The sequence below is a fragment of the Brevibacterium litoralis genome (assembly GCF_040212315.1).
Classification (GTDB): domain Bacteria; phylum Actinomycetota; class Actinomycetes; order Actinomycetales; family Brevibacteriaceae; genus Brevibacterium; species Brevibacterium litoralis.
On sequence record NZ_JBDIUY010000010.1, the window covers coordinates 42729 to 66181 of the forward strand.

Sequence of the window (23453 nt, forward strand, 5' to 3'; positions counted from 1 at the left end):
CCGCACGCGGGAGACCCCTGTGCGCGGGTGCCTCGGCGGCGGACCCCACCGGGGCGCGGACACGTGGACTCAAGGAGGAGCCATGACGTCGACGGATTCCCTGCCCCTCGTCACCGACGCGGACCTACGCGACACGGACGCCACCCGGAAGGACGAGGACGACACGGATTCCACCCCGGACCCGGACGTCCCGGAGCCCAAGCTCACCCGCCTGGCGACCTCGTCGACGGCACTGCTCGTCGTCGACATGCAGAACGGCGTGCTCACCACCTGCCACGACGTCGCCGGTGTCACCGGGCGGGTCGGACTGCTCGTGGAGAAGGCGCGGGCCGCCGGTGGAACGGTGATCTGGGTGCGCAACGTGAGCCCCGAGACCCCGCGGGGGACGGAGGCGTGGAAGATCGTCCCGGAATTGCGGCCGCTGCCCACGGAGACGGTGCTCGACAAGGAGTACGGAGATTCCTTCGAGGCGACCGACCTGGGGACGGTGCTCGCCTCGCACGGCATCGACCACGTCGTCGTGTGCGGGGCGCAGACGGACGCCTGTATCCGGTCGACGCTCCACGGCGCCTTCGTCCGCGGATACGGGGTCACGCTCGTGTCGGACGGGCACACGACCGAGGACCTCACGCCCTGGGGCAACCCCGCGCCGGAGGTCGTCATCGCGCACACGAACCTCTACTGGCAGTTCACCTCCGCACCGGGCCGTGAGGGCCAGGTCGCCGAGGTCGCCGACATCGAGTTCGTCTGACGGGAACACTCGCACGCCCTCCACCGGATAGCGTGAGGTCATGGATCCCGTCACCACCTCGCAGGACGCCGCGGTTCCGAACGCCGCCCCGCAGTCGACCGCCCAGCGGGTCGCAGCCCGCTACGGGCGATTCGCCCGGTACGACGTGGCCGGGTACTCGCCCGTCTACGAGGCGTGGGCCCGTGCGGTCGAGGACACCCCGGAGGTGGCCGCCCGGATCGCCGGTCTCCCGGAGGCCAAGCGTCAGCCCAACCTCGTGTTCGCGGCGGTCCGTGTCGTCGGCGGTGACGGAGACCGGTCGACGGCATCCTCCCTCGACACCGGGTTCTTCCTCGACACCGTCCGGAACCACTGGGACGCCGTGGAACGGATCGTCCGGACGCGCAGTACCCAGACGAACGAGGCCGCCCGCTGCGGCGTGCTCCTGCCCTTCCTCGCCCGTATCGCGCGGCAGGAGGACCGTCCGCTCGCCCTCCTCGAGGTCGGGCACTCCGCCGGGGTCTGTCTCCACCCGGACCAGTACGCCTACAGGTATTCCGTCGCCGGCAGGACACCTGCCGCTGGACCCATTTCGCCTGTCCCGGGCCCGTCGAAACGACCGGACGGTCCGTCCCGGGTCCACCTCACCACCGACCTGCGGGGTGATCTGCGGGGTCTTCCTCCCGTCCCGGCCTCCGTGCCCGAGATCGCGTGGCGTGGCGGGATCGACCTCAACCCACTCGACCCGACGGACCCGGACGACCGGGCATGGTTGCGCACCCTCGTGTGGCCGGAACACACGGACCGCCGGAGGCGTCTCGACGCGGCGCTCGACGTGGCCGCCGTGGGGATCGACACCGGACAGGTCGACGTACGGACCGGGGACCTCCTCGAGGAACTCCCGGCGATGCTGCAGCGCATTCCGGACGGTATCGTCCCGGTCGTCCTCCACTCCGCTGTCCTCGCCTACGTACCCGGCGATCGGCGGGCCGCCTTCGTCGACGACATGCGTACCCGCGTCGCCGCGGGCGAACTCCACTGGATCAGCAACGAAGGGGTGAAGGTCGTCGACCACCCCGGCCGTCCCGATCTCGTGACACCGGAGTTCCTCCTGGCGGTCGACGGGGTCCCGCAGGCCTTCGCCCACCAGCACGGTGCGTACCTGCGCTCCCTGTCCTGAGGGGCCGGCACCCCGCCCCTCAGGGGCGCATCGTGCCGGCGATCTCCACGAGGTCCTCGACGCTCGCACGGTCCTGGTACCCGCGGAACACGACCGTGGGGAACCGGGGCAGTGTCGGGTCGTCGAGCGTGACGATCACGTACGCCTCGTCCCAGGTCGTGCACGCGGCCTCCGCGCCGTCCTCGCCCTCGGAGGCCTCGTCCTCGGCACTCGTGCATTCCTCGTAAGTCTGGGTGAAGGAGACGGCCGGACCCATCGGGGTGGAGAACTCCTCGACGCCCTCCGGGTTCTCCACGTGTTCGAGGGTCACGTAGACACCCCGGTCCCCGTCCTTGTTCGTCGCGTCCTGCAGCGCCTCCGGGCAGGTGTTCCGCGGGGCCGTCTGGACGGAGAACCGCAGGCCCTCCTCGCCGGTGCTCTGGACGTTGTAGGAGCGCAGCCCGGCGCACCCGGACTTCGCGTCCCCGCCACCCTCCCGCCGGTACATCCCGTGGATCGCGGTGTCCTGGGGGACGTCGAGACTGAACCGGGTGACGTCGCTGAACCGCAGGGTGTGGGTGTCCTGCGGCATGATCCGCGGCATGTAGACCATCGCGGCGATCACGACGATCAACAGCAGCGACACACACGCGAACACGAAGGCCAGCAGCCGCGCGAACCGGGTCTTGCCGTGGACGGGCCGGGGGTCCCAGATGTGCGGATCGTCCTCGGGGCGGGGAGGGGTCTGGCTCATGTGGACACCTTAGGCCCCGAAGGCGACGACCGCAGCCGACAGCGGCGGCAACACGGCCACGCCGTCGGGCAGGAGCACCACCCGGGAGAGGTCGACGGTCCGGTCGTCCCGGTCGGCGGCCGGTCTCCCGGCACCCTTCCGGGACAGGTCGACGGGGGTGGCCGGACGTCCTGCGAGCAGGTCCGCGACGTGGGCGACCGGTTCGAACAGCAGCCGAGGCGCCCTGTCCTCCACCAGCCCTCGCCCGTCGGTGCCGGTCCGGTCACCGCCGGGCCCGTGACCGTTCCCGACCGCGGTCCCGTGTCCGGAACCCGCACCGGTCGCGGACTCCGGACTGCGGACCGGGACCTTGCGGCGTTCCGTCGAGAGGTTGACGAGCACCGCGAGCGAGTCCTTGAGCGAGTAGGCGACCCAGGAGCCGTCCTCGGCCCAGCCGACCGCCAGGTCCTCGAACTCCAGGCGGGTGAACTCCGGACGGACCGTCCGCAGCGTCCCCAGCTGCCGGTGGAGCGCGAGCAGAGCGGTGTGGACGGTGTGGGAGTCGGGACCGGGCGCGGACACCTCGGTGGAGGGCACCTCGCCGGCCTGGGTCCAGTCGAGGACCGAGCGGTCCGTCGTGGCGGTCTCCTGCGGGTCCGGCACGCGGTCGGGGTCCCAGCCGTGGCGGGAGAACTCGCTGCGCCGGCCGGACCGCACGGCGTTGCCCAGCCAGTCCTCGCGGTGGTCGGTGAAGAACTGCCAAGGGGTGGTCGCCGCGAACTCCTCGCCCATGAAGAGCATGGGGGTGTTGGGGCTCAGGAGCACGAGCGTGGCGGCCAGTGCCAGCCGGCGGACCCCGGGGTGGTCCCCGTCGTGGACGTGGTCGGGCACGGGGACCGGTGGGGTGCCGGCGGGCCGTTCCTCCGCCGCACGGGACCGTCCACTGGACGGTTCGGGAGCGCCCAGTGGACGGTCAGGGAGTGCCCGGTCGACGGTTGCGACGGCCGGTGAGTGGTCCTCGTGGGGATGCGCGGGGGCGTCGTGCTCCAGGAGCAGGTGCGCCAGGCGCTCGCCGGAGGCCCGGTTGCCCACCTGGTCGTGGTTCTGGACGCACACGACCAACTGGTCGGGCCGTACCCGGTCGAAGGGGATGGGCCGTCCGTGCGACCGGCCCCGGAAACTGGAGAAGGTGCCGTCGTGGAAGAACCCGCGACCGATCGTCTTCGCGAGCGCCCCGGGGGCGGCGAAGTCCGTGTAGTACCCGGAGGTCTCGCCGGTGAGCGCCACGTGGAGGGCGTGGTGGAAGTCGTCGCTCCACTGCGCGGTGAGTCCGTACCCGCCGTCCACCCGCAGGGAGACGAGCCGGGGGTCGTTCGCGTCGGACTCCGCCACGAGCCAGGCGGGGTAACCGCGGACGGCGGCGACCACCTCCATCCGCATCGTCATCTCCTCGAGCAGGTGGACCGCGCGGGAGTCGACGAGGGCATGGACGGCGTCGAGCCGGAAGGCGTCGACCCCGAGGTCGAGGGCGAACATCTCCAGGCAGTCGAGCACGTACTCCCGGACCTCGTCGGACTCCGGCCCGTCGAGGTTGATCGAGTCGCCCCAGGGGTTCGAGGCGGCCTGGTGCAGGTAGGGGGCGAACCGCGGCAGGTGGTTGCCCGAGGGCCCCAGGTGGTTGAAGACGACGTCCTGCACGACGCCCATGCCCAGTTCGTGGGCCCGGTCGACGAAGCGGCGGTAGGCCTCGGGGCCGCCGTAACTCTCCTGGACGGCGTACCAGAGCACGCCGTCGTAGCCCCAGTTGTCGAGCCCGGCGAAGGTGTTGACCGGCAGCAGTTCCACCCATCCGACACCCAGGGAGGCGACGTGTTCCAGGCGCGCGGCGGCCGCGTCGAAGGTGCCCTCCGGGGTGAACGTGCCGATGTGCATCTCGTACACCGGGCTGGAGTCCCAGGGTCGGCCGCGCCAGTCCCGGGCGCACCGGAACCAGCCACCGGGGCCGTCCGCCGCGGGTGAGCGCAGGTCCGTCGGTCCGGTCCCGGGGTCCGTGAAGTCGATCGAGTCGAGCGCGTAGGTCGAGGTCTCGACCGTGAGGACCGAGGGACCGTGGGGCCCGTAGGGCTGCCGGTCGGACCGCGGGTCGGGCAGGAGTGCCGGGTCGTCGTCGAGCAGGTACCCGTACTCGAACCGCGTACCGGTTTCCATCCCGTCCGGCTGTGGCACGTGCCACCAGCCGGCCTCGTTGCGGTGTGCCTCGGCGATCCGGAACCCCCAGGACTCCAGCTGCGATTCCTGCACGGGCTCCTCCAGGTAGGACCGACGCGCGAAGTCCGCGCCGTACGGCCCCTCGGCGGAGTCCTGGTCGACGGGACGCCACGCGACCCGGACACGGTCCGGTCGGGGCGCCCACACGGCGAAGGTCATCTCAGCGGGTCCTCTCCAGCACGGCGACGGGCAGGGTCTGCAACAGGTCCGCGACCGCCAACCGGTGGCCGGTGAATTCGCGGCCGGTGACGACGTCCCGCCACACCGGCGGGTCCCCCGCGGGGCCGACCCCCGCTCCCGAGGCGCCCTCACCTCCCGACTCCCCGTGCGGTCGGTCGCCCGGTGCGTGGGGACGCTCGGGGTCGGTCTCGGCGAGGACCTGTTCGAGGTAGTCGGTGAGGTCGAGGGGAGGCAGGAGCGCGGGGTCGACCTCGACGACGGTGTCCTTCCACCCGCCGCGGGCCTCCAGACCCAGGGGCAGACGGGTGGTCACAGCGAGGACCCGGCCGCCGAACAGGTGACCCAGGCAGTACTCCCAGTTCGTACCGTCGCGGCGGACCTCCTGGGGTGGGCCGACGAGGTGGACGTCCGCGGGCACGAACACGTCCCGGTGCCGGGTGCGCAGGTGCAGCAGGGCGGTGACGAGGGCGGTCTTCACCCGCCCGGTCTCCCAGTCCTCCTCGGTGGGCGGCGCCGCCACCCAGTCGCGGTCGGTCACTGCGTCGAGGGCGGCACCACGGGCCTCCCAGTCGACGGGGCGCCGGTTGTCCGGGTCGACGAGGGACCGGTCCCAGGTCTCGGTGCCGCGGTAGACGTCGGGGACACCGGGGGCGAGCATCTGCAGGGTCTTGGCGGCCAGGGAGTTCGACCACCCGGCCGTCCGGATCCGGGCGTCCGTGTCGTCGAGGAGCCGCCGCAGGTCGGTGTCCGCGCACACGGTACGGACCGCGTGTTCGAGTGCGGACTCGAAGTCGGCGTCCTGGTCGGTCCACCGGGTGTGGAGACCGGCCTCCCGGGCGGCCTTGAGGGCGTAGTCGACCAGGCGGTCCGGTTCGGCCGGCCAGGCCCCGATCACCGCCTGCCACAGGAGGATGTCGAAACTCGTGTCGGCCGCGAGCCTGCCATGCGCCTCGCGGACGCTCGCGTTCGCACCGAGCACGGGGACGCCCGTGGATTCGGAGGTGTCGGACCCGGCGGCGCCGCCTGATCCACCCGCGGACGTCCCACCCGCGGTCGCCCGGTAGGGCAGGGGCAGCGCGTGGCGCAGGCGGGCGAGCAGGTCGACGAACTCCCCGGGCAGCTCCGCGAGCGCGAGGATCCGGGCCCGGGTGTCCTCGGACCGCTTGGTGTCGTGCGTGGTGAGCGAGTTGATCCCCGCTGGAGTCCCGGCGAAGCGGCGTCCGAACTCCGTGGCGAGAGCCGCCGGGGCCAGCGGTTCGGCGGGGCGTCCGCCCACCTCGGCCAGCGCGGTGAGAGCCGCGTACCGGTAGAAGGAGGTGTCCTCGACGCCCTTGGCCATGATGGCGCCGGTCGTCTGCACGAACCGTCGGAAGACCGGATGCTCCGGGCTCGTGAGGACCGCGCCGATGTACGCGAGCGCCCGGTCGCCGAGCACCGAGGACCGTGCGGTCGTCCGCACCCGGGCGAGAGCCCGGAGGACCGTCCGGCCGTCCTCGCTCGGCGGCACCGGCGAGGCGAGGTCGATCGGACCGGTGTCGGTCGGCTGTGGCGGACGTGGTTCGTCGCCGAGCAGCGCGAGCGCGTGGAGCCGGTCGGTCGGCACCGGTGCGTAGACCCGGTAGACGGACAGGGCCGCGCAGATGGTGCCGAACACGTCCGCCACGTGCTCGACCGGTACGTCGAGCAGGGGATCGGCCCCCACGACCTCCCGGGTGTGGGCGTCGACGTGCTCCCATCCGTCAACCTTGATCCGTCGGGCCAGCCGCAGCATCTCTCCCGACAGTGCACCGAACGCGAACTGCGACTTCGCCGTGTGTTCGATCTGCGTGAACAGGCCGGTGACGGAGGTCGGGTGCCGGGTGAGGTGGCGGGCCTGCGTGGTGAGCTCGGACCACACCGCCGCCGAGGCGCCCTGGTTCGATCCCCGACGCAACCGGGCAGTCCCTGCCCGGACTGCCTCCGAGGCGCCCTGTCCGGAGCCGTCCACGCCGGTGCCGTCCTCTCCGGCGGTGTCGGGCTCCCCGTCGGGACCGGCCTCCCCACCGGCGTCGAGGACCCCACCGGCCTCGAGGTGCTGGCGGAGCGCCTCGAAGACGAAGAAGCCCCAACGGTCGGTGAGTGCCCCGTCGACGTAGGGGACGAGGTCGTAACCGGTGGTGCCGGCGGCACCGGCGGCGATCCAGCCGGTGGGCACCTCCTCGCGGGTGCCTCGGGGGCCGATCGCCAGGATCTTCTCGGCGACGACGTAGGCGCCGGTGAGACGACACAGCCGTTCCAGGTAGTCCTGCGGGTGGGCGAGGCCGTCGATGTGGTCGATGCGCAGCCCGTCGACCAGGCCTTCCCTGCACCAGTCGAGCACGCGGGCGTGGGTGGCCTGGAAGACCTCCGGGTCCTCGACGCGGACGCCGGCCAGCGTCTTGATGGAGAAGAACCGCCGGTAGTTGAGGTCGGTGTCCTCCGCACGCCAGTAAACGAGGCGGTAGTTCTGGACCGCGTGGAGCTCCTGCGGGGTCATGCCCTCCCGGAGGCTGCCTGGCGCGACGGGGAACACGTGCTCGTGGTAGCCGAGGACGGGGGCACCGTCGAGTTCGCGGATCTCCAGGGCGGCGAGGTCGTCGGGGGAACCGAGCACGGCCTGCACGACCTTGCCGGTCGGGGTGCCGCACCAGCCTCCCGCGGGACGGTGGGCCGGGGTCGTGGCCGAGGTGGCGTCCCCGTACTCCCCGGTGAGGCCGGCCGACCAGTCGATGTCGAACCAGTGCGCGTACCGGCTCGCCTCGCCGAAGGTGAGCACGTCCCACCAGTACGGGTTGTGGCGCGGGGTGGCGATGCCCATGTGGTTGGGCACGATGTCGACGAGGACACCCATGTCGTGGTCGTGGGCGGCGGTCGCGAGCGCCTCCAACCCGGCGCGGCCACCCCGCTCGGGGTCCTCGACGAGCGGGTCCGTGACGTCGTAGCCGTGGTTCGAGCCGGGCTCGGCGGCGAGGACGGGGGAGAGGTAGACCCAGTCGACGCCGAGGCGGTGCAGGTAGGGCACGAGCGCGGCCGCGTCGAAGAGCGTGAAGTCGGCATTGAGCTGGAGTCGGTAGGTCGAGGCGGGGACGGGGGCGGTCATGCGTCGTCCTCCTCCGGGGTCCGGGTGGCGGACCCCCGCTCCGGCGAGTCCGGGGTCGTCGTGTCGTCGAAGGGGCGGGGCGCCTCGGCGGCGGGGGTGGTGCCCGTGGGAGGGATGCGGGTCCACGGTGCGACGGCCGGTGGGGCGTCGTCGGGCCCGGCGGCACCGCGCGTGGCGGAGGCGGCGGCCTGCCCTGCGCTGCGCATCCCGGTGACCCAGGGGGCCTCGACGGTGACGGCGCTCATGAGGTGGGCGCGGTTGTCGAGCGAGGCGGCCGGGGTGAGCGCCGGGACCTCCGGGGCGGTGGTCGGGGACTCGACGAGGACGAGCATCGACTTGGCGCGGAGGCGGACGGTGTCGCCCGCGGCGTAGACGGTGCCCTCCGTGAAGTCCCCGGCGGTGTCGAGGACGACGGACCACCGCTCGGCGTAGTCCGCGTTCGGCAGGACGAAGTCGACCTCGTTGAGCGCGGCGTTGAAGTAGACGACGAAGTCGTCGTCGTAGATGTGCCGACCGCGCTTGTCCTGGCCCTGGATGCCCTGGCCGTTGAGCCACACGCCGAGGGCCTTGGCGAAGTACTCGTTCCAGTCCTGGACGATCATCTCCTCGCCGTCGGTGTTGAGCCACACGAGGTCCGGCAGCGGCTCCTCGACGTCGGAGCGGACGACCTTGCCACGGAAGAATCGGGAACGGCGGAAGGTGGGGTGTTCGTGGCGCAGGCGGAAGACCCGGGCGGTGAAGGCCGCGAGCGGGGAGTCGGCGTGCTGCCAGTCGATCCACGACAGTTCGGAGTCCTGGCAGTAGGCGTTGTTGTTGCCCTGCTGGGTGCGGCCCATCTCGTCACCGTGGCTGATCATCGGAACGCCCTGGCTGAGCGCGAGCGTGGCGATGAAGTTCCGCTGTTGGCGGGCGCGCAGTTCGAGGATGTCGGGGTCGTCGGTGGGCCCCTCCTCGCCGTGGTTCCACGAGCGGTTGTGGCTCTCGCCGTCGCGGTTGTCCTCGCCGTTGGCTTCGTTGTGCTTCTCGTTGTACGACACGAGGTCGCCCAGGGTGAACCCGTCGTGGGCGGTGACGAAGTTGACGCTCGCGAAGGGACGGCGGCCGGAGTCCGCGTAGAGGTCTGCCGAGCCGCTGATGCGGGAGGCGAACTCCCCGAGGGTCGAGGGTTCGCCGCGCCAGAAGTCGCGGACGACGTCGCGGTACTTGCCGTTCCACTCCGACCACAGGGGCGGGAACCCACCGACCTGGTAGCCACCGGGTCCGATGTCCCACGGCTCGGCGATGAGCTTCACCTGGCTCACGACCGGGTCCTGCTGGATGAGCTCGAAGAAGGTGGAGAGGCGGTCGACGTCGAAGAACTCCCGGGCGAGTGCCGCGGCGAGGTCGAAGCGGAACCCGTCGACGTGCATCTCCGTGACCCAGTACCGCAGGGAGTCCATGAGCAACTGCAGCGAGTGCGGCATCCGGACGTTGAGGGTGTTTCCGGTGCCCGTGTAGTCCATGTAGTGGGTCGGGTCGTCGTCGACGAGGCGGTAGTAGTGCGCGTTGTCGAGGCCCCGGAGGCTGATGGTCGGGCCCAGGTGGTTGCCCTCGGCGGTGTGGTTGTAGACGACGTCGAGGATCACCTCGATGTCCGCGGCGTGCAGACGCCGGACCATCTCCTTGAACTCCTGGACCTGCTGGCCGGTCTGCCCGGACGAGGAGTACTCGTTGTGCGGGGCCAGGAACCCGATGGTGTTGTAGCCCCAGTAGTTGCGCAGGCCCTCCTCCTCCAGGCGCTGGTCCTGGACGAACTGGTGGACGGGCATGAGTTCGAGGGCCGTGACGCCCAACTGCTTGAGGTGCGCGATGACGGCCGGGTGCCCCACACCGGCATAGGTGCCGCGCAGCTCCCCGGGGACGTCGGGGTGGAGTTCGGTGAGGCCCTTGACGTGCGCTTCGTAGATGACCGACTGGTAGTAGGGGTGGCGGGGCGGCTGGTCACCGCGCCAGTCGAAGTAGGGGTTGATGACGACGCCGAGCATCATCGAGTCGGCGGAGTCCGTCTCGTCCATGCCAGTGCCCCCGGAACCCAAGGGGTAGGAGAACATGGGCTGGCCCCAGGTGATCTGCCCGGAGACCGCCTTGGCATAGGGGTCGAGCAGCAGCTTGTGCGGATTGCAGCGGACCCCGTTCGCCGGGTCGTAGGGACCGTGGACGCGGTACCCGTAGAGCTGGCCGGGTTCGATGTTCGGCAGGTAGCAGTGCCAGACGAAGGCGTCCTTCTCGGTGAGTTCGATCCGGTCCTCGTTGCCCCACTGGTCGAACAGGCACAGTTCGACCCGGATGGCCGGTTCGGAGAAGATCGCGAAGTTGGTTCCGGTGCCGTCGTAGGTGGCCCCGAGGGGATACGGGGTACCGGGCCAGACCTGCATGTCGTCTCCTCCTGGGGTGTGACGGGAACCACCGGGTCCCACCCTACTCATACGGGGGCGAGGAGTTCAGGGGTGTCCGCGACGAAACCGGGAGAAGTCGGTGCGCGAGGCGTGTCGACGCGTGTAGTGGGGTGCGGCGGAGTCGGTCAGGCGAACTCGACGACCGTCGTGGTCTCCTCCCGGGTGTCCTTGGGGTTCCCGGGGTTGAGGACGACGCGGCGGGCGTCCGGGTCGAGCTGCACCGTCACGAGCGTGCCGGAGCGCTGACCGAAGGGCTTGGCCGGGTCGACGACGCAGCAGACGGGCGCCTGATCGCCGGAGGTCGACAACAGTGGCAGGAAGTCCGCGGTGGACGTGGGGGCCGGGGCATCGGCGACCCGGTCGGTGAGCAGTGCGTACCGGGCCTGCGAGGTCGAGGTGGCCGACAGCTCCGCCGCACCCTCCTGGAGTTCGGTCCCGACGAAGTGATTGGTGTGGACGAGCCAGCCGTCGGCCTCGATCACCTGCTTGCCGGTCGGGGAGAGCTCGATCATGACGGACCGTCCCGGGCCGGTCACCGTGATGACCGAGGAGCTGGTGGTCGGCGCGGAGAGGACGAGGTCGATCGCCTCCTCGACGGTGCCGGCCCGCTCGAGCACCGCGGTGAGGATCGCGTGGACGGGCACCCCGCCCGGGACGTCCGCGGTGTTCTTGAGGATGTTGAGGTGGACGCCGATCCCGGCGTCGTTCATGCCGATCTTGCCGAGCATGCCGTACTCCGCGAAGCCGGCATGGGCGTGGAGGGCCCTGTGATCGGCGGGTGCCGACCCGGCGGTCAGTGCGTCGACGGTGTGGAGGTGCCAGACCTCGGCGAACTCGACGTTCCAGTCCCAGGTCTGCACGGAGAAGGAGCGCTCGGCGCCGCGGAAGGCGAGCGTCGAGCACTCCTGGGGGTCGCTGTCGGCGAGCGTGAGGACCTCGGTGCGCGCGGCCAGCAGGCCGACCTGCCAGTCCTCCAGGCCGGCCGCGGCGGCCACGGCCCCGAGCTCCTGCACCTGACCGGGATCCCAGTCCTCGAGCGCGGCGAGCGAGGCGCGGGCGGCCTCCTCCTGGGCGCGGGCGTCGATGCCCTTGGTGGCGAAGAGCGTGGTGTAGGCGTCCAGCGCGTACCGGATGCCGGCGGCCGCGGCCCGCCCCCGGGAGGTGCCGCGTTCCTCGCGGGTCGTGCCCGTCACGTGGAGGAACTCGGGAGCGGCGGTGGCCGGGTCGATGATCCGCTCCGGGTCGAAGCGGTCGGGGACGTGCGGGCGGACACGCGGTGTGGTGACGGTCGGAGCGGGGCCGGTGGGTGCGGGGGACTGGGTGAGGGGTGTCATGGCTCACAGTGTAGGGAGCGCGTCCGAACGCCGGCTGGGTGGATCCACCCAGGCCCTCACCGGGCATCGCAACCTCATTGCACTCTGCCGTACCGATGCCCGGCAGTCCGTCGTGATTGCCGGGCACCGGTACGGCAGAGTGCAATGAGGTTGCGATGCCCGGTGAGGGCCTGGGGGGATCCCCCCAGGCCCTCACCGGGCATCGCAACCTCATTGCACTCTGCCGTACCGATGCCCGGCAATCACGACGGACTGCCGGGCATCGGTACGGCGATCGACCATGAGGTTGCAACCGTCCCCGCGGACATGCGCGGAGACGGCACTCCGAGTGCAGGGTCAGGCCGCGGACTCCTCCGCGGGGCCGACCGGAAGGTCGAGGTAGTGCATGTGCGCGGCGGTCTCCGCAAGGGCGGCGAAGAGGTTGAAGTTCTTCAGCCCCTCGAAACCGCGGGCCCATTCGAGACCCTGCGCGACGGAGTAGACGGTGCGCTGTGACGCGTCCTCGGCCGCGTCCCAGCGCTCGCGGATGGCCTGCAGGCGCTCCTCGTGGTGTTCCTTGAGCTCGGTGGTGCGATCGTGGAGCCCGGCGAACCGGAACCCGTGCGCGGGGAGGACGGTGACGTCGCCGTCCAGGTCCTCCATCCGGTCGAGCGAGCTCAGGTAGTCGCCCAGGCTGCGGGTGATCCGCGGCGCGTCGAGGCCGATGTTCGGCGAGATCGTCGGCAGCACGTGGTCGCCGGAGACGAAGGCCGCGGTCGTCCCGGACCGCCCCTCGGTGTTCCCGGCGTCGGCGATCCGGAAGGCCGAGTGGCCGTAGGTGTGTCCCGGCGTCCACAGGCTCGTCACCTGCCGACCGGCGACGGGCAGGTCGTCCTCCTCGCCGAGCACGATGAGGTTGGCGGGCATCGGGACCCCTGCGAAGACCGCCCGGCGTTCGGTGTCCTGGTCGGAGTGCTCACGGTCCGCGGATCCCGCACCCGAGGTGCCCGCTCCTCCCGGCAGGCGCTCGCCCTGGGCGCCCACGCCGGCGGGGCGGGGGCGACGGTGGCGGGCCGGTGCGATCTCCTCGTGGCGGTCGTCCGGGACGCCGTACTCGCGGCAGATGTCGACGCCGGAGCGCGTGCCGGTGCGGAAGTTGACCTTGCCGGTGGAGAAGCCCTCCATGGTCTTCAGGTCGTGGGAGTGCATGGCGAGCCAGATGTCGGGCTGCTTGTCCAGGATCCACGGGACGAGGCCCACGTGGTCGCGGTGGTAGTGAGAGACGGCGACGCCGCGGATGTCCTGCACGGTGAAGCCCGCCTGCCCGAGGCCGGCCGTGAGGGCCTCGAACTGCTCGGGGCCGTCCCAGCCCGGGTCGATGACGGTGACGCCGTCGTCGCCGGCGATCGCGTAGCAGTAGGTGTAGACGAGCGGGTTGTCCGGGATCGGGACGGGGATGGCCCAGAGTCCCTCGCCCACGGATTCGACGGGTGGCAGGACCCGGTCCTTCCAGGCCTGTCGTTGTGCAGCGCTCAAGGATTCGATGGGCATCTCGTGTGTCTTTCCGTGCTCGACTCGACCGGTCCGCCCGTGGTCCCTGCGCGTGGGTGCGCCCGTGATCGTGGGAACCCGCGTGCGTGGAGCCTGCGGCGGCAGTACATCGTCGTACTGAACGGTCGTTCGACAGTTTAGCGCGGACGGTGTCGGTTGTGGTGGCGGGTGGGGTGCCGGGGTTCGGGCGGCGTGTAGCTCAGTCGTGCTCGCCGGGGTGATCGGTTGCGAGCCTGCAGGGGTAGCCGATTGTGCCGATCCGGCCGCACCGGACCTCGGACGACAGGGGTGTGGTCTCGCCGAAGCGGACCTTGTGGGGGTTCATGACGATGTCCGCCTCGGTGAAGGTGTCGGGGTGGAGGACCGTCATGACGTCCGTGAGGTGGTCGAAGTCCCGGGTGTTGCACGTGAGGATCGACGCATTGACCGAATAGGCGTGGGCGGCGATGAGCATGTCCACGGAACGTGCGTGGCCCGGCCGCCCGACGGCGAGTGGGAGTACACGATCAGCCTCGACGGCGCCACGGTGCACGACCGGCACGAAGAGAACGACGACGATGACGACGACCGCGAGGCAGCGCAGAACGCCTCGATCACGCTGAACCGTGCGGTCGAGATCGCGGCGGCCGACCAAAACGGTCGCATCGAGAGCGCGGAGCTCGACGAGGACGACGGACGGATCTCCTACGAGATCACGATCGAGGACGGTGACACGGAGTACGAGTACGTGGTCGACGCGAGCACCGAGGAGTTCCAGGTCGAGCGCGACGACTGATCGACAGGCTGCTCGGTCCCCATCCGCGGCACCCCACCGCCCCGGCTGTGCTTGACGCCGCCCCATCCCCGGCACCCCACCGCCCCGATATGTTCGACGACCCTCGATATGTGCCGACATACCGAGGGTCGTCAACGATATCGGGCCGGAATCCGGTGGGTCCGCCGCGTCAGGAGGTCGGCGCGGGCCGGCGGAACCGGCCGGTCGCGGCGAGGATCCCGATCAGGACCACGGGCGCGATCCAACCGGTCCAGCCGAGGACGGTCGCCTGTGTCGTGTCGACGAGGGCACCGGCCTGGGCGAAGAGGACATACGACCCGGCGGCGGCGTTGAGGGAGCCGTGGGCCAGCGCCGCCGGCCACACGCTCTCCGACCGGATCCGCAGCCACGCGAAGACCGCGCCGACGACCGTGCACATGCCGGTCATCGCGAGGACCCCGAGCCACCCGGGTGCGAGAGGGTAGTTGTAGCCGAGCAGGATGAGTGGTGCGTGCCAGAATCCCCACGCGATTCCGGAGACGAGGATCGCCGGGACGGTGCCGAGCGGGAGGAGGCGTGGCAGGAGCCATCCGCGCCACCCGATCTCCTCGCCTGCGGCCGGGATCGTGTTGACGAGTGCGCCGACCGGGATGGAGACGAGCTGGAGGACGACGAGCACCCAGAGGGGGAAGGGTGGGGGTGGTGAACCCGAAGCCGTGAGCTGCGCCGAGAGGACCTCGCGGAACCCGGAGAGTCCGGTGAGGTCGGCCGGGTAGACACCGAGGACGGCGCCGATCGGCAGGGCGACGAGGACGAGTGCTGCGGGGACCACCACGGCGAGCGCCGCATACCCGATCAGACGCCCGGCCCGGGGCAACGGCCAGATCCCGAGGGAACGGAGGACCTCACGCCGCGAGCCCGGCCGGTCGACGAGGAGTGCGGAGGAGAGAGCCCCGATGGCCGGGGTGAACATCATCGCGGCCGAGACCGGCAGGAACCACGGACTCGCGAGTCCGTCGCCGAGCCACAGCGGCAGCGCGACGAGCCAGGCGAGCCCGAAGGAGACGAGCAGGAAGACGCCGAGGGCGGCGGGGTCGTGGCGGGTCATACTTCGATCCTGCCACCACGGGCGAGCATGCTGTGATGGCGATCACTCTCACATCGTTAGAGTAAGTGAGAGTGGTGTGAGAGTTGCAGGAGTCCCGCGGCGAGGATCCTCCGCGCATGACGAAGGCCCCGTCTCCCGCGAGATTCTGCGGGAGACGGGGCCTTCGCATCGGCGGTGACGGTGGGATTTGAACCCACGGACGGGGGTTACCCGTCAACGGTTTTCAAGACCGTCGCGTTCGGCCGCTCCGCCACGTCACCAGCGCGCCCACCGCGGTGGGCGCCACGGCAGTATCCCACAACCATGCGTGTCCCACAGAACCACACCGCTCCCCCACGTAGAGCGGGCGCAGTCGCATCGAGTGGGCGCAGCCGAATCCAGTGTTCACGGATCACAGGTCGCGGCCGTCCGCGTCGATGATCTGTGAACAGTCGATGCCGCTGCGAACACTGGATGCACGGTGGGGCTTGGGCTCCACGGGTCAGGGCGCCTCGGCAGCGGGGTCTGGCGCACCCCGCCCCGCCCCCGCCTCACACCACCCCTCTCACCTCCGGGTGCCGCCGGTGGTGGTCCGTCACCTGCTGATAGGCGTGCCCGGCGGCGAGCAGCAGCTGCTCCGACCAGGGCCCAGCCACGAGCTGCACACCGAGAGGAGTGCCCCGGTCCGTCCATCCGGCCGGCAGCGTGAGGGACGGCAGGTTCGCCAGGTTGATCGGGGCGACCGGCAGCGACCGCAGGCGGGGGTCGGCCGGGTCCGCCGTCATCGCGGCCATGTCCGTCCAAGTGGGGGACGCGGTGCCGAGACCGGGCAGCACGAGGACGTCGATCCCGGCGAACAGCGTGTGCATCTGTCCGGTGAAGGCCCGCCGGCGTTCGAGCGCGTCCTGGTACTCGACGGCACTCGCGGCCAGCCCGTCCTCGATCCGCCCGGCCAGCACCCCCGCGTACTCGTCCTTCCGGGCCGGATAGGTGTCGCGGTGGACGTGGGCGACCTCGACGCCGACGAGCAGCGGCCAGTCGGCGTTCGCGGTGGCGAAGTCCGGCAGTTCCACCTCGACGACGTTCCACCCGAGTCCCCGGACGACGCCGAGGGTGTCGTCGACCATCGCCCGGGTGGGCTCGTCGAAGGCCTCCATGAGCGCCGGGGCGACACCGACCGTCGGCACCCGGTCGAGGCGTAGGTCGGTGTAGTCGGGGAGCGGCCGCGGCGCGACCGTGGGGTCGAGGCCGTCGGGCCCGGCGATGACCGCGAGGACGTGCGCGACGTCGCGGACACTGCGTCCCATCGGCCCGATGTGGTCGAGCGACGGCGCGAGGTCGAACGCCCCGTGGCGGCTCACGAGACCCCAGGTCGGCTTCAGCCCCGTCACCCCGTTCTGCGCGGAGGGTGTGCGGATCGACCCACCGGTGTCGGTGCCGAGCGTCGCGTAGGCGAGCCCGGCGGCCGCCGCGACCCCGGACCCGCTCGACGACACCCCGGTCCACGTGTCCGCGTCCCAGGGGTTCACCGGGGTGAGCAGGTCCGGGTGGTGCTCGGACAGCGCGCCTTCCGTCATCGTGAGCTTGCCGAGGATCACGGCCCCGGCCGCGCGCAACCGGGCGACCACCGTCGCGTCCGCCGACGCCATGAAGTCCCGGTGGACGGTCATGCCCGCACCCGTGGGCGCGTCGACGGTGTGGAACAGGTCCTTCACCGCCATCGGCACCCCGTGCAGCGGCCCGCGCCACCGCCCTGCGGCGAGTTCCGCGTCGGCCGCCGTGGCCGCCTGCCGGGCGGAGTCGGCCATGAGCGTCACGTAGGACCGCAGACCGGAGTCCCCGCCGTCGAGGCGCCCGATCCTCTCCAACAGATGCTCGGTGAGTGCCAGGGAAGTGGTCCTCCCGGTCCGCAGGAGTTCGGAGACCTCCGCGAGTTCGAGGTATGCGGGGTCGTCGACGGACGGGGCGGTGGGATGCGGGGACATGGGGGTCGCCGTGGGGTCGGCGGGAGAGGGAGTGGTCATGATCGGCAACCTACTATCAGGAAGTACCCGCCGGTAAGGCCTACGGTGGCGGAGTGTGCACCCGCCACGCCCCGAGGAGGTCCCCAATGAAATCGCGCCGGAGGTTGCTCGTCGGCGTCCTCGCCGGACTCGTGGCGCTCGCCGTCCTCGTCGTCGCCGGGATCACCCTGTTCGGTGACCGTACCCCGCCGACCACCTCGACGACCGCCGACCCCGTGGAGGTCCCCGTGACACCCGAGAACACCGTGCTCACCAGCGCCGTCACCTACGCCGGGCAGGCACCGGTCCGCGACCTGTGGCCCGGCGGCCCGGGGTTCCTCGTCACGGAGGGCGCGGACGCCGACACCCCCGTCCTGCGCGGCGTCGAGGCGGCGAGCGGAACCGCGCTGTGGTCCTGGTCCCGCGAGTCGACCGACCTCGACGTCCACGTGACGCCCGACGGTCGGACCGCCCTCCTGCTCACCACCACGACCGACGGCGACCGCGGCATCACCGTCCTCGACGCGCTCACCGGCGCCGTCACCTGGGAGATCGCTCCGGGCGCCGCCGCTCCGGTGGACACGGACCTGTCCCGTGCCCTGTCCGCCGCCGAGGCGCCCCTCACCGTCCGCGCCCTCGCCGATTCCACGGGGTACCTGGAGATCGGCGGTGCGCCGTCCGGGGACGAACCGGCAGGGGAGGCCGCCGAGGTGACGCGCCTGCACGTCGACCTGACGAACGGTCGGGTGCTCGGGTCCTTCGACGACACCCTCGAGGACGCCACCGAGACGGCACAGGTTCACGTCGTGGCAGGTCAGGGCGCCGGTGCGGATGGCAACGCCGCGGAGGGCACCGGGGGACAGGGCGCCTCGACAGCGGCGGGGAGCCCGGCACCGGCCAGAGAGTTCCGGGACCCCGGGACGGGGGAGGTGCTCGCCCGTGTCGACCTCGAGGAGATCGGACTGCCCGCGTCGACGGGGCTCATGTGGACGCACTTCGGGGCGCTCGCCGTCCCGGTGAAGGCCGAGCGGCCGGTGTGCGACACGGCCGGCGTGCGGACCGCGGCGGTGATCCGGCGGGAGAACCCGTTGCGGACGGGGACCGGGGGAGGGGGCATCGCGCCGAACCTCGGACTGGGGCTGCCGACGATCGACGAGGTCGTGGTCGTCGCCGACGACGGGGCGCTCGTGGCGCACGCGAAGTGCGGGTCCGGCGGGGTGCTCGCCGGGACGACCGGGAACACCGTCCTGCAGATCGACCCGCCTGCGAGCACGATCGATCCGGTCCGGAAGATCCGGCTGTACCAGCGGGAGACTGACCGGCAGGTGACGGACGCGCCGGCGCTCGCCTCCGTGCCGGAATGCGCGCCGGCGGACACCGGCTACTGGTGCCTGAGCGCACCGGACGACCCGGCCACGGACGGGCAGGTGCTCGTGTGGATCGGTGATGACGGACAGGTGTCGACGACGGAGCTCGGCGCGGTGTCCGGGCTCGACGCGGGTGGCCTCGCGGACCTCCGGGTGACCGGCGGTGCCGTGCTGGCCCGTGACACGGACGGCGGCGTGGTGGTGCTGCAGCCGTGAGGAACCGTCGGGGTGCCGAGGCGTGGGTGTCGGCCTCCGGGATTGCGAGGAAAGTGCGTGATGACGAGCCTCATGTCTCGTCATCACGGGTGACTACGAGACATCTGTCCTGCGAAACGACATCGTGCTCGTAGTCATGCGGCCTCCCGCGCGAGATCGCCCTTCCTGATCCTGTAGCGCCCCCTGAACCCGGAGCACCCTCCCCGGCCGGGGCCCGGACCGGGCCGCGCGCTAGGCTCGTGACGCACTCCACGACGACGTGACACGAAGGAGCACCCCATGACGGCCGAGGCACCGGGCCCGACCACCGCAGGGTCCACGACGACTTCCGGGTCCACCACGACCCCCGCCATCGACATCGACCACCTGCGCGAGTGGAACGGCCGCACCCTGGTCACGCACGACGTGGCGACCGCCTCGAAGTCGACCGGTCTCGCCGCGACCCTCGACCACGCGGGCGACCCGTGGGACGGGCACCTCATGCCGGTCGCCCACTGGCTGCAGTTCAACCCCGACGCCCGCCAGAGCGACCTGGGCGTCGACGGTCACCCGCACAAGGGCGGTTTCCTGCCGCCGGTCCCGCTGCCGCGGCGCATGTGGGCCGGCTCCGATGTCACCTTCCACCGGCCGATCGCCGTCGGCGAGTCCCTGCGTGAGGTCCAGACGATCGAGAACACCGTGCACAAGTCCGGGAAGTCCGGTGAGCTCGTGTTCCTCACGGTCCGCCACGAGGTGTTCGCCTCGGACGACCTCGCCACGACCGATGTGCAGACGATCGTCTACAAGGAGGACTCCGGAGCCACGGCTCCCGCACAGTCCGTGGCCGACCGTCTGGCGATGGAGCCGGCCGACACCTCCGACTGGGAGTGGGCTCACCACGTCCGCCCCGACCCCACCATGCTCCTGCGGTACTCGGCGCTCACCTTCAACGCCCACCGCATCCACTACGACCGCGACTACGCGATCGGCGAGGAGGGTTACCCCGGACTCGTCGTGCACGGCCCGCTGTCCGCCACGTACATGGTCGACGCGTTCATGCGCGCCCACCCGGGTGTCACCCCGCGGACCTTCCGGTTCTCCGCGCGGTCCCCGCTCTTCGACCACATGCCCGTCGCCTACGTGGGCCGCGCGGCGGCCACTGAGGAGGGCACTACGGAGACCGACGCCGCCGAGGCGCCCGCCACCTACGAGCTCGCCACCCTCGGGCCCGACGGCCGGGTCTGCCTCACCGGTACCCTCACCGCCTGACGCGCCGCGCCCGCACGCGCGAGATCACGGCCGTATGTCGCCGTCACGGTCCTCGAACACCGTGATGACGACATGCGGCCGTGATTTCATGTCCGGCCAGTCCGGCTTTCCCGGCCTGCCCGGACGCTCCTGCGTCGCCCGGTTCCCGGTCCGCCCCGTCCTACACATTCTGTGTAAACCCTGCGAAAAATTCGGCCCGATCGCCCGCAGGGTCTCGTGTCCGGGGTCGCATCAGGACTAGGATCGTATACAGCCCGGCCCCACCGGGTACCCCTCTCACGAGTCACGCCGCTCCTCGTACCCCGACATCCCCAGGGGGACGGGGCGCACCACCACCGGTCACCGGTGTGCCGCGGAACGATCCCCGTGCTCCGCGACACGCACCGACCCGCGACCCGCGCTCCCCGGCGCGGATGCAATACGCGGACGACCGCCCGGTGGTGGTGCTCCCCACCCCGCCTGAGGAAGGATCCCCATGATTCAGGCCCTTCCGGAGCCTCCGGCGGCCACGCTCGTGCAAGCCGCGGCCGCCCAGGACATCCCCGGTCTCGCCAATTCCCCGGTGCCGTGGATCATCGCGCTCGCGGTGTTCGTCGTCATCCTGCTCCAGTCGACCGTCTTCCTCATGGCCGTGCGCCGAAACGCGGCCTCGGCGGACATGACGAAGGCGGAGGTCAACACGGCCATGCGGTCCGGTGCGGTCTCCGCGATCGGCCCCTCGCTGGCCGTCGTGCTCGTCGCGATCGCCCTGCTGCCGGTGTTCGGCACCCCGCCGATCCTCGTGCGGGTCGGGCTCATCGGGTCCGCCGCCACGGAGACGGCCTCCGCCCAGATCGCCGCCGGCACGATGGGTGCCGACCTGGGCTCCGACACCTACACGCAATCGGTCTTCGTCGTCGCACTGTGCGCCATGAGCCTGTCCGGTGCCGGATGGATGCTTTTCACCCTCATCGCGACGCCGCTGTTGTCCAAGGGTTCCGACTCCCTCACGAAGGTGAACCCGGCGCTCATGGCACTCGTTCCGTCGGCGGCGCTGCTCGCAGCCTTCGGTGCTCTCACCGCGACCGAGCTCCCGAAGTCCTGGGGCCACGTCGTCGCGGTCGTCGTCTCGGCCCTCGTCATGGCGTTGTGTCTGTGGATCGCCAAGGTGACCGATACACACTGGCTCAAGGAATGGGCACTCGGTTTCTCCGTGCTCACCGCCCTCGTCGTCACCGGGATCGCCCACTACAACGTGCCCGGCATCGCCGCCTGAGAGAGGGGAAGGACTCACACATGTCGAACACATCGACCACCACCACCCACGCGGCCATGGACGCGGACTTCAACCGGACCACCATGGGTTGGGGCACCATCACCATGGGCCTCGGCCTGGTGCTCGCCACCTACATGCCCTTCCACTTCGTCCTGTTCTCGGACGTGCCGGTCGAGGCGACCCAGATCCTCGTGGCCTTCGCCGCCGTCGCCGGTGCCTATGCCGTGTTCTGGTTCGTCGAACCGATCACGTACTTCCCGATCCTCGGGCCGGCCGGGATGTACCAGGCCTTCATGATCGGCAACATCTCGAACAAGCTGTTGCCCGCCGCGATCGTCGCCCAGTCGGCCCTCGCGGTGAAGCCGGGTACCAAGAAGGGGTCCTATGCGGCGACCGCCGCGATCTGCGGTGCGGCCTTCGTCCACGTCGCCTCGATGCTCCTGCTCGTCGGGCTCCTCGGGTCCTGGATCGTCTCGATCACCCCGGAACCGGCGACCGTCATCGCCCAGACGTACATCCTCCCGGCCATCCTGGGCGGCGTCGTCGTCCAGCTCGTCGCAGCGGCCAAGAACGTGCGGACCACCGTCATCGCTCTCGGCGTCGGACTCGTCATGTCCGTCGGCGTCATGCAGATCCCGGGGATGCCGGGCATGATCAAGGGCTTCAACGTCGCCCTCTGTGTGATCCTGACGGTGGCGATCGTCTGGTTCACCCGGAACAAGGGCGACCGCTACGACTCCGACGACGCTGCCGGTGTCAACTGACCTCCCCGACCACCACGAGAACGTGAGGACCCCACCCATGGCACTCGCCCCCGCACTCACCGAGACGCTGCGCACCGACATGGACGCACTCGTCGGCACCTACCGCTGGTTCCACGAGAACCCCGAACTGTCGATGCAGGAGGAGAAGACGGCGGCCCGGATCGAGGAGATCCTGGCCGGATACGGCATCCCGACCTTCCGGTGCGGCGGCACCGGCGTGGTCGGTGTCCTGGAGAACGGTGACGGTCCCGTCGTCGCCTACCGCGCCGACACCGACGGCCTGCCGATCGAGGAGGGCACGGGCCTCGAGTACGCCTCGACGGCGGACGGAGTCCTGCCCGACGGCACCCCGACGAAGGTGATGCACGGGTGCGGACACGACTCGCACATCGCCTCGGCGTTGCAGGTCGCGAAGACGATGAGCACGCACAGCGACCTGTGGTCCGGCACGCTCGTGTTCCTGTTCCAGCCCGGTGAGGAGACCGCGGCCGGAGCGAAGGCGATGGTCGAGGACGGCCTGTGGGACCGCGCGCCGAAGCCGGAGGCGGTCTACGGTCAGCACATCTGGCCGGGAGTGGCCGGTCAGGTCGAGGCCTCGGTCGGCACCGCGATGGCGATGGCCGATTCGTGGAAGGTGACGGTCCGCGGCAAGCAGGCCCACGGGTCACAGCCGGAGAACTCCATCGACCCGATCGTCCTCGGCGCAGCCATGGTGACCCGTCTCCAGACCGTCGTGTCCCGGGAGATCCCGGCGACGGCGATGGCCGTCGTGACGATCGGGTCGTTCCACGGGGGCCTCAAGGAGAACATCATCCCGGAGGACGCGTGGTTCACCGTCAACGTCCGGACCTTCGATGAGGAGATCCGGGCGACCGTGCTCGCCGCGATCGAGCGGATCATCAACGGTGAGGCCGTGGCGGCGGGTGCCCCGGAACCGGTCATCGAGGAACTCTCCCGGTTCCCGCGCTGCTACAACAACCCGGAACTGGCCGAGTCCCTCGTCGCGGACTTCCGGTCCGAGCTCGGTGAGGAGAACGTGATCGTCCGCGACGCCGTCACCGGTTCCGAGGACTTCGGCCTGTTCGGTGACGTGATCGGCGTGCCCTATGTCTACTGGTTCTTCGGCGGATACTCTGCTGCCAAGCACGAGTCCGGGGAGACGATCTACGGCAACCATTCGCCGTACTTCGGCCCGGATGCGATCGAGGTGAGCCTCGACGCGGCCGTGCGGACCGGACTCACGGCACTGCTCAAGCACCTGGGGAAGTGAGG

17 protein-coding genes and 1 tRNA gene are annotated in these 23453 nt (G+C 70.9%); 8 read left to right on the forward strand and 10 right to left on the reverse strand.

Annotation, left to right across the window (positions count from 1 at the left end; translation table 11 throughout):
• The first annotated feature begins 82 nt into the window (after window positions 1–82).
• Together AAD496_RS02330 and AAD496_RS02335 are read left to right on the forward strand one after the other, a co-directional pair.
• On the forward strand, window positions 83–751 hold the full coding sequence (locus tag AAD496_RS02330) for an isochorismatase family protein (protein WP_349827026.1): 669 nt from the start codon (window positions 83–85) through the stop codon (window positions 749–751).
• A 40-nt stretch (window positions 752–791) separates the two neighbouring features.
• Complete coding sequence (locus tag AAD496_RS02335; protein WP_349827027.1) at window positions 792–1910, forward strand: DUF2332 domain-containing protein; 1119 nt, start codon at window positions 792–794, stop codon at window positions 1908–1910.
• A gap of 19 nt (window positions 1911–1929) precedes the next feature.
• Here AAD496_RS02335 and AAD496_RS02340 read toward each other — a convergent pair whose 3' ends face one another.
• From AAD496_RS02340 to AAD496_RS02370, 7 genes are all read right to left on the reverse strand, one after another.
• On the reverse strand, window positions 1930–2643 hold the full coding sequence (locus AAD496_RS02340) for a hypothetical protein (protein ID WP_349827028.1): 714 nt from the start codon (window positions 2641–2643) through the stop codon (window positions 1930–1932).
• A 9-nt stretch (window positions 2644–2652) separates the two neighbouring features.
• A complete protein-coding gene (locus AAD496_RS02345; protein ID WP_349827029.1) occupies window positions 2653–5049 on the reverse strand; it encodes an alpha-amylase family glycosyl hydrolase in 2397 nt (798 codons plus the stop codon).
• A gap of 1 nt (window position 5050) precedes the next feature.
• Window positions 5051–8188: an alpha-amylase family glycosyl hydrolase gene (locus AAD496_RS02350; protein WP_349827030.1), complete on the reverse strand. Its 3138-nt coding sequence runs from the start codon at window positions 8186–8188 to the stop codon at window positions 5051–5053.
• On the reverse strand, window positions 8185–10602 hold the full coding sequence (gene glgX, locus AAD496_RS02355; RefSeq protein WP_349827031.1) for a glycogen debranching protein GlgX: 2418 nt from the start codon (window positions 10600–10602) through the stop codon (window positions 8185–8187). The genes AAD496_RS02350 and glgX overlap by 4 nt, the downstream gene beginning before the upstream one ends.
• 146 nt (window positions 10603–10748) lie before the next feature.
• Window positions 10749–11957 carry a C45 family autoproteolytic acyltransferase/hydrolase gene (locus tag AAD496_RS02360; protein WP_349827032.1) on the reverse strand — a complete coding sequence of 403 codons (1209 nt, stop codon included), beginning with the start codon at window positions 11955–11957 and terminating at the stop codon, window positions 10749–10751.
• A 336-nt stretch (window positions 11958–12293) separates the two neighbouring features.
• On the reverse strand, window positions 12294–13487 hold the full coding sequence (locus AAD496_RS02365) for an MBL fold metallo-hydrolase (RefSeq protein ID WP_349827033.1): 1194 nt from the start codon (window positions 13485–13487) through the stop codon (window positions 12294–12296).
• Between the two features lie 199 nt (window positions 13488–13686).
• Window positions 13687–13947, reverse strand: a complete 261-nt coding sequence (locus AAD496_RS02370; protein ID WP_349827034.1) for a type II toxin-antitoxin system VapC family toxin — start codon at window positions 13945–13947, stop codon at window positions 13687–13689.
• A 9-nt stretch (window positions 13948–13956) separates the two neighbouring features.
• On the opposite strand from AAD496_RS02370, the gene AAD496_RS02375 reads away from it, so the two are divergent.
• Entirely contained in the window at window positions 13957–14262 is a 306-nt protein-coding gene (locus AAD496_RS02375; protein WP_349827035.1) for a PepSY domain-containing protein, read from the forward strand.
• Window positions 14263–14431: 169 nt separating this feature from the next.
• Here the strand turns inward: AAD496_RS02375 and AAD496_RS02380 are convergent, their stop codons facing one another.
• The 3 genes from AAD496_RS02380 to AAD496_RS02390 all read right to left on the reverse strand — a co-directional run bounded on the left by AAD496_RS02380 (window position 14432) and on the right by AAD496_RS02390 (window position 17352).
• Window positions 14432–15349, reverse strand: a complete 918-nt coding sequence (locus AAD496_RS02380; RefSeq protein WP_349827036.1) for a CPBP family intramembrane glutamic endopeptidase — start codon at window positions 15347–15349, stop codon at window positions 14432–14434.
• 172 nt (window positions 15350–15521) lie between these two features.
• A tRNA-Ser gene (locus tag AAD496_RS02385) sits at window positions 15522–15609 on the reverse strand.
• A gap of 270 nt (window positions 15610–15879) precedes the next feature.
• A complete protein-coding gene (locus AAD496_RS02390) occupies window positions 15880–17352 on the reverse strand; it encodes an amidase (RefSeq protein ID WP_349827037.1) in 1473 nt (490 codons plus the stop codon).
• Between the two features lie 86 nt (window positions 17353–17438).
• Here AAD496_RS02390 and AAD496_RS02395 point away from each other — a divergent pair, with 86 nt between their 5' ends.
• From AAD496_RS02395 to AAD496_RS02415, 5 genes are all read left to right on the forward strand, one after another.
• Entirely contained in the window at window positions 17439–18914 is a 1476-nt protein-coding gene (locus tag AAD496_RS02395; RefSeq protein ID WP_349827038.1) for a hypothetical protein, read from the forward strand.
• A gap of 279 nt (window positions 18915–19193) precedes the next feature.
• Window positions 19194–20162 (forward strand): HTD2 family dehydratase, encoded by a 969-nt coding sequence (locus AAD496_RS02400; protein WP_349827039.1) that lies wholly within the window; start codon window positions 19194–19196, stop codon window positions 20160–20162.
• Window positions 20163–20637: 475 nt separating this feature from the next.
• On the forward strand, window positions 20638–21417 hold the full coding sequence (locus tag AAD496_RS02405; RefSeq protein ID WP_349827040.1) for a DUF5058 family protein: 780 nt from the start codon (window positions 20638–20640) through the stop codon (window positions 21415–21417).
• Between the two features lie 20 nt (window positions 21418–21437).
• Window positions 21438–22181 (forward strand): hypothetical protein, encoded by a 744-nt coding sequence (locus AAD496_RS02410; RefSeq protein ID WP_349827041.1) that lies wholly within the window; start codon window positions 21438–21440, stop codon window positions 22179–22181.
• Window positions 22182–22218: 37 nt separating this feature from the next.
• Window positions 22219–23451 carry an amidohydrolase gene (locus AAD496_RS02415; protein ID WP_433913716.1) on the forward strand — a complete coding sequence of 411 codons (1233 nt, stop codon included), beginning with the start codon at window positions 22219–22221 and terminating at the stop codon, window positions 23449–23451.
• Window positions 23452–23453: the final 2 nt, after the last annotated feature.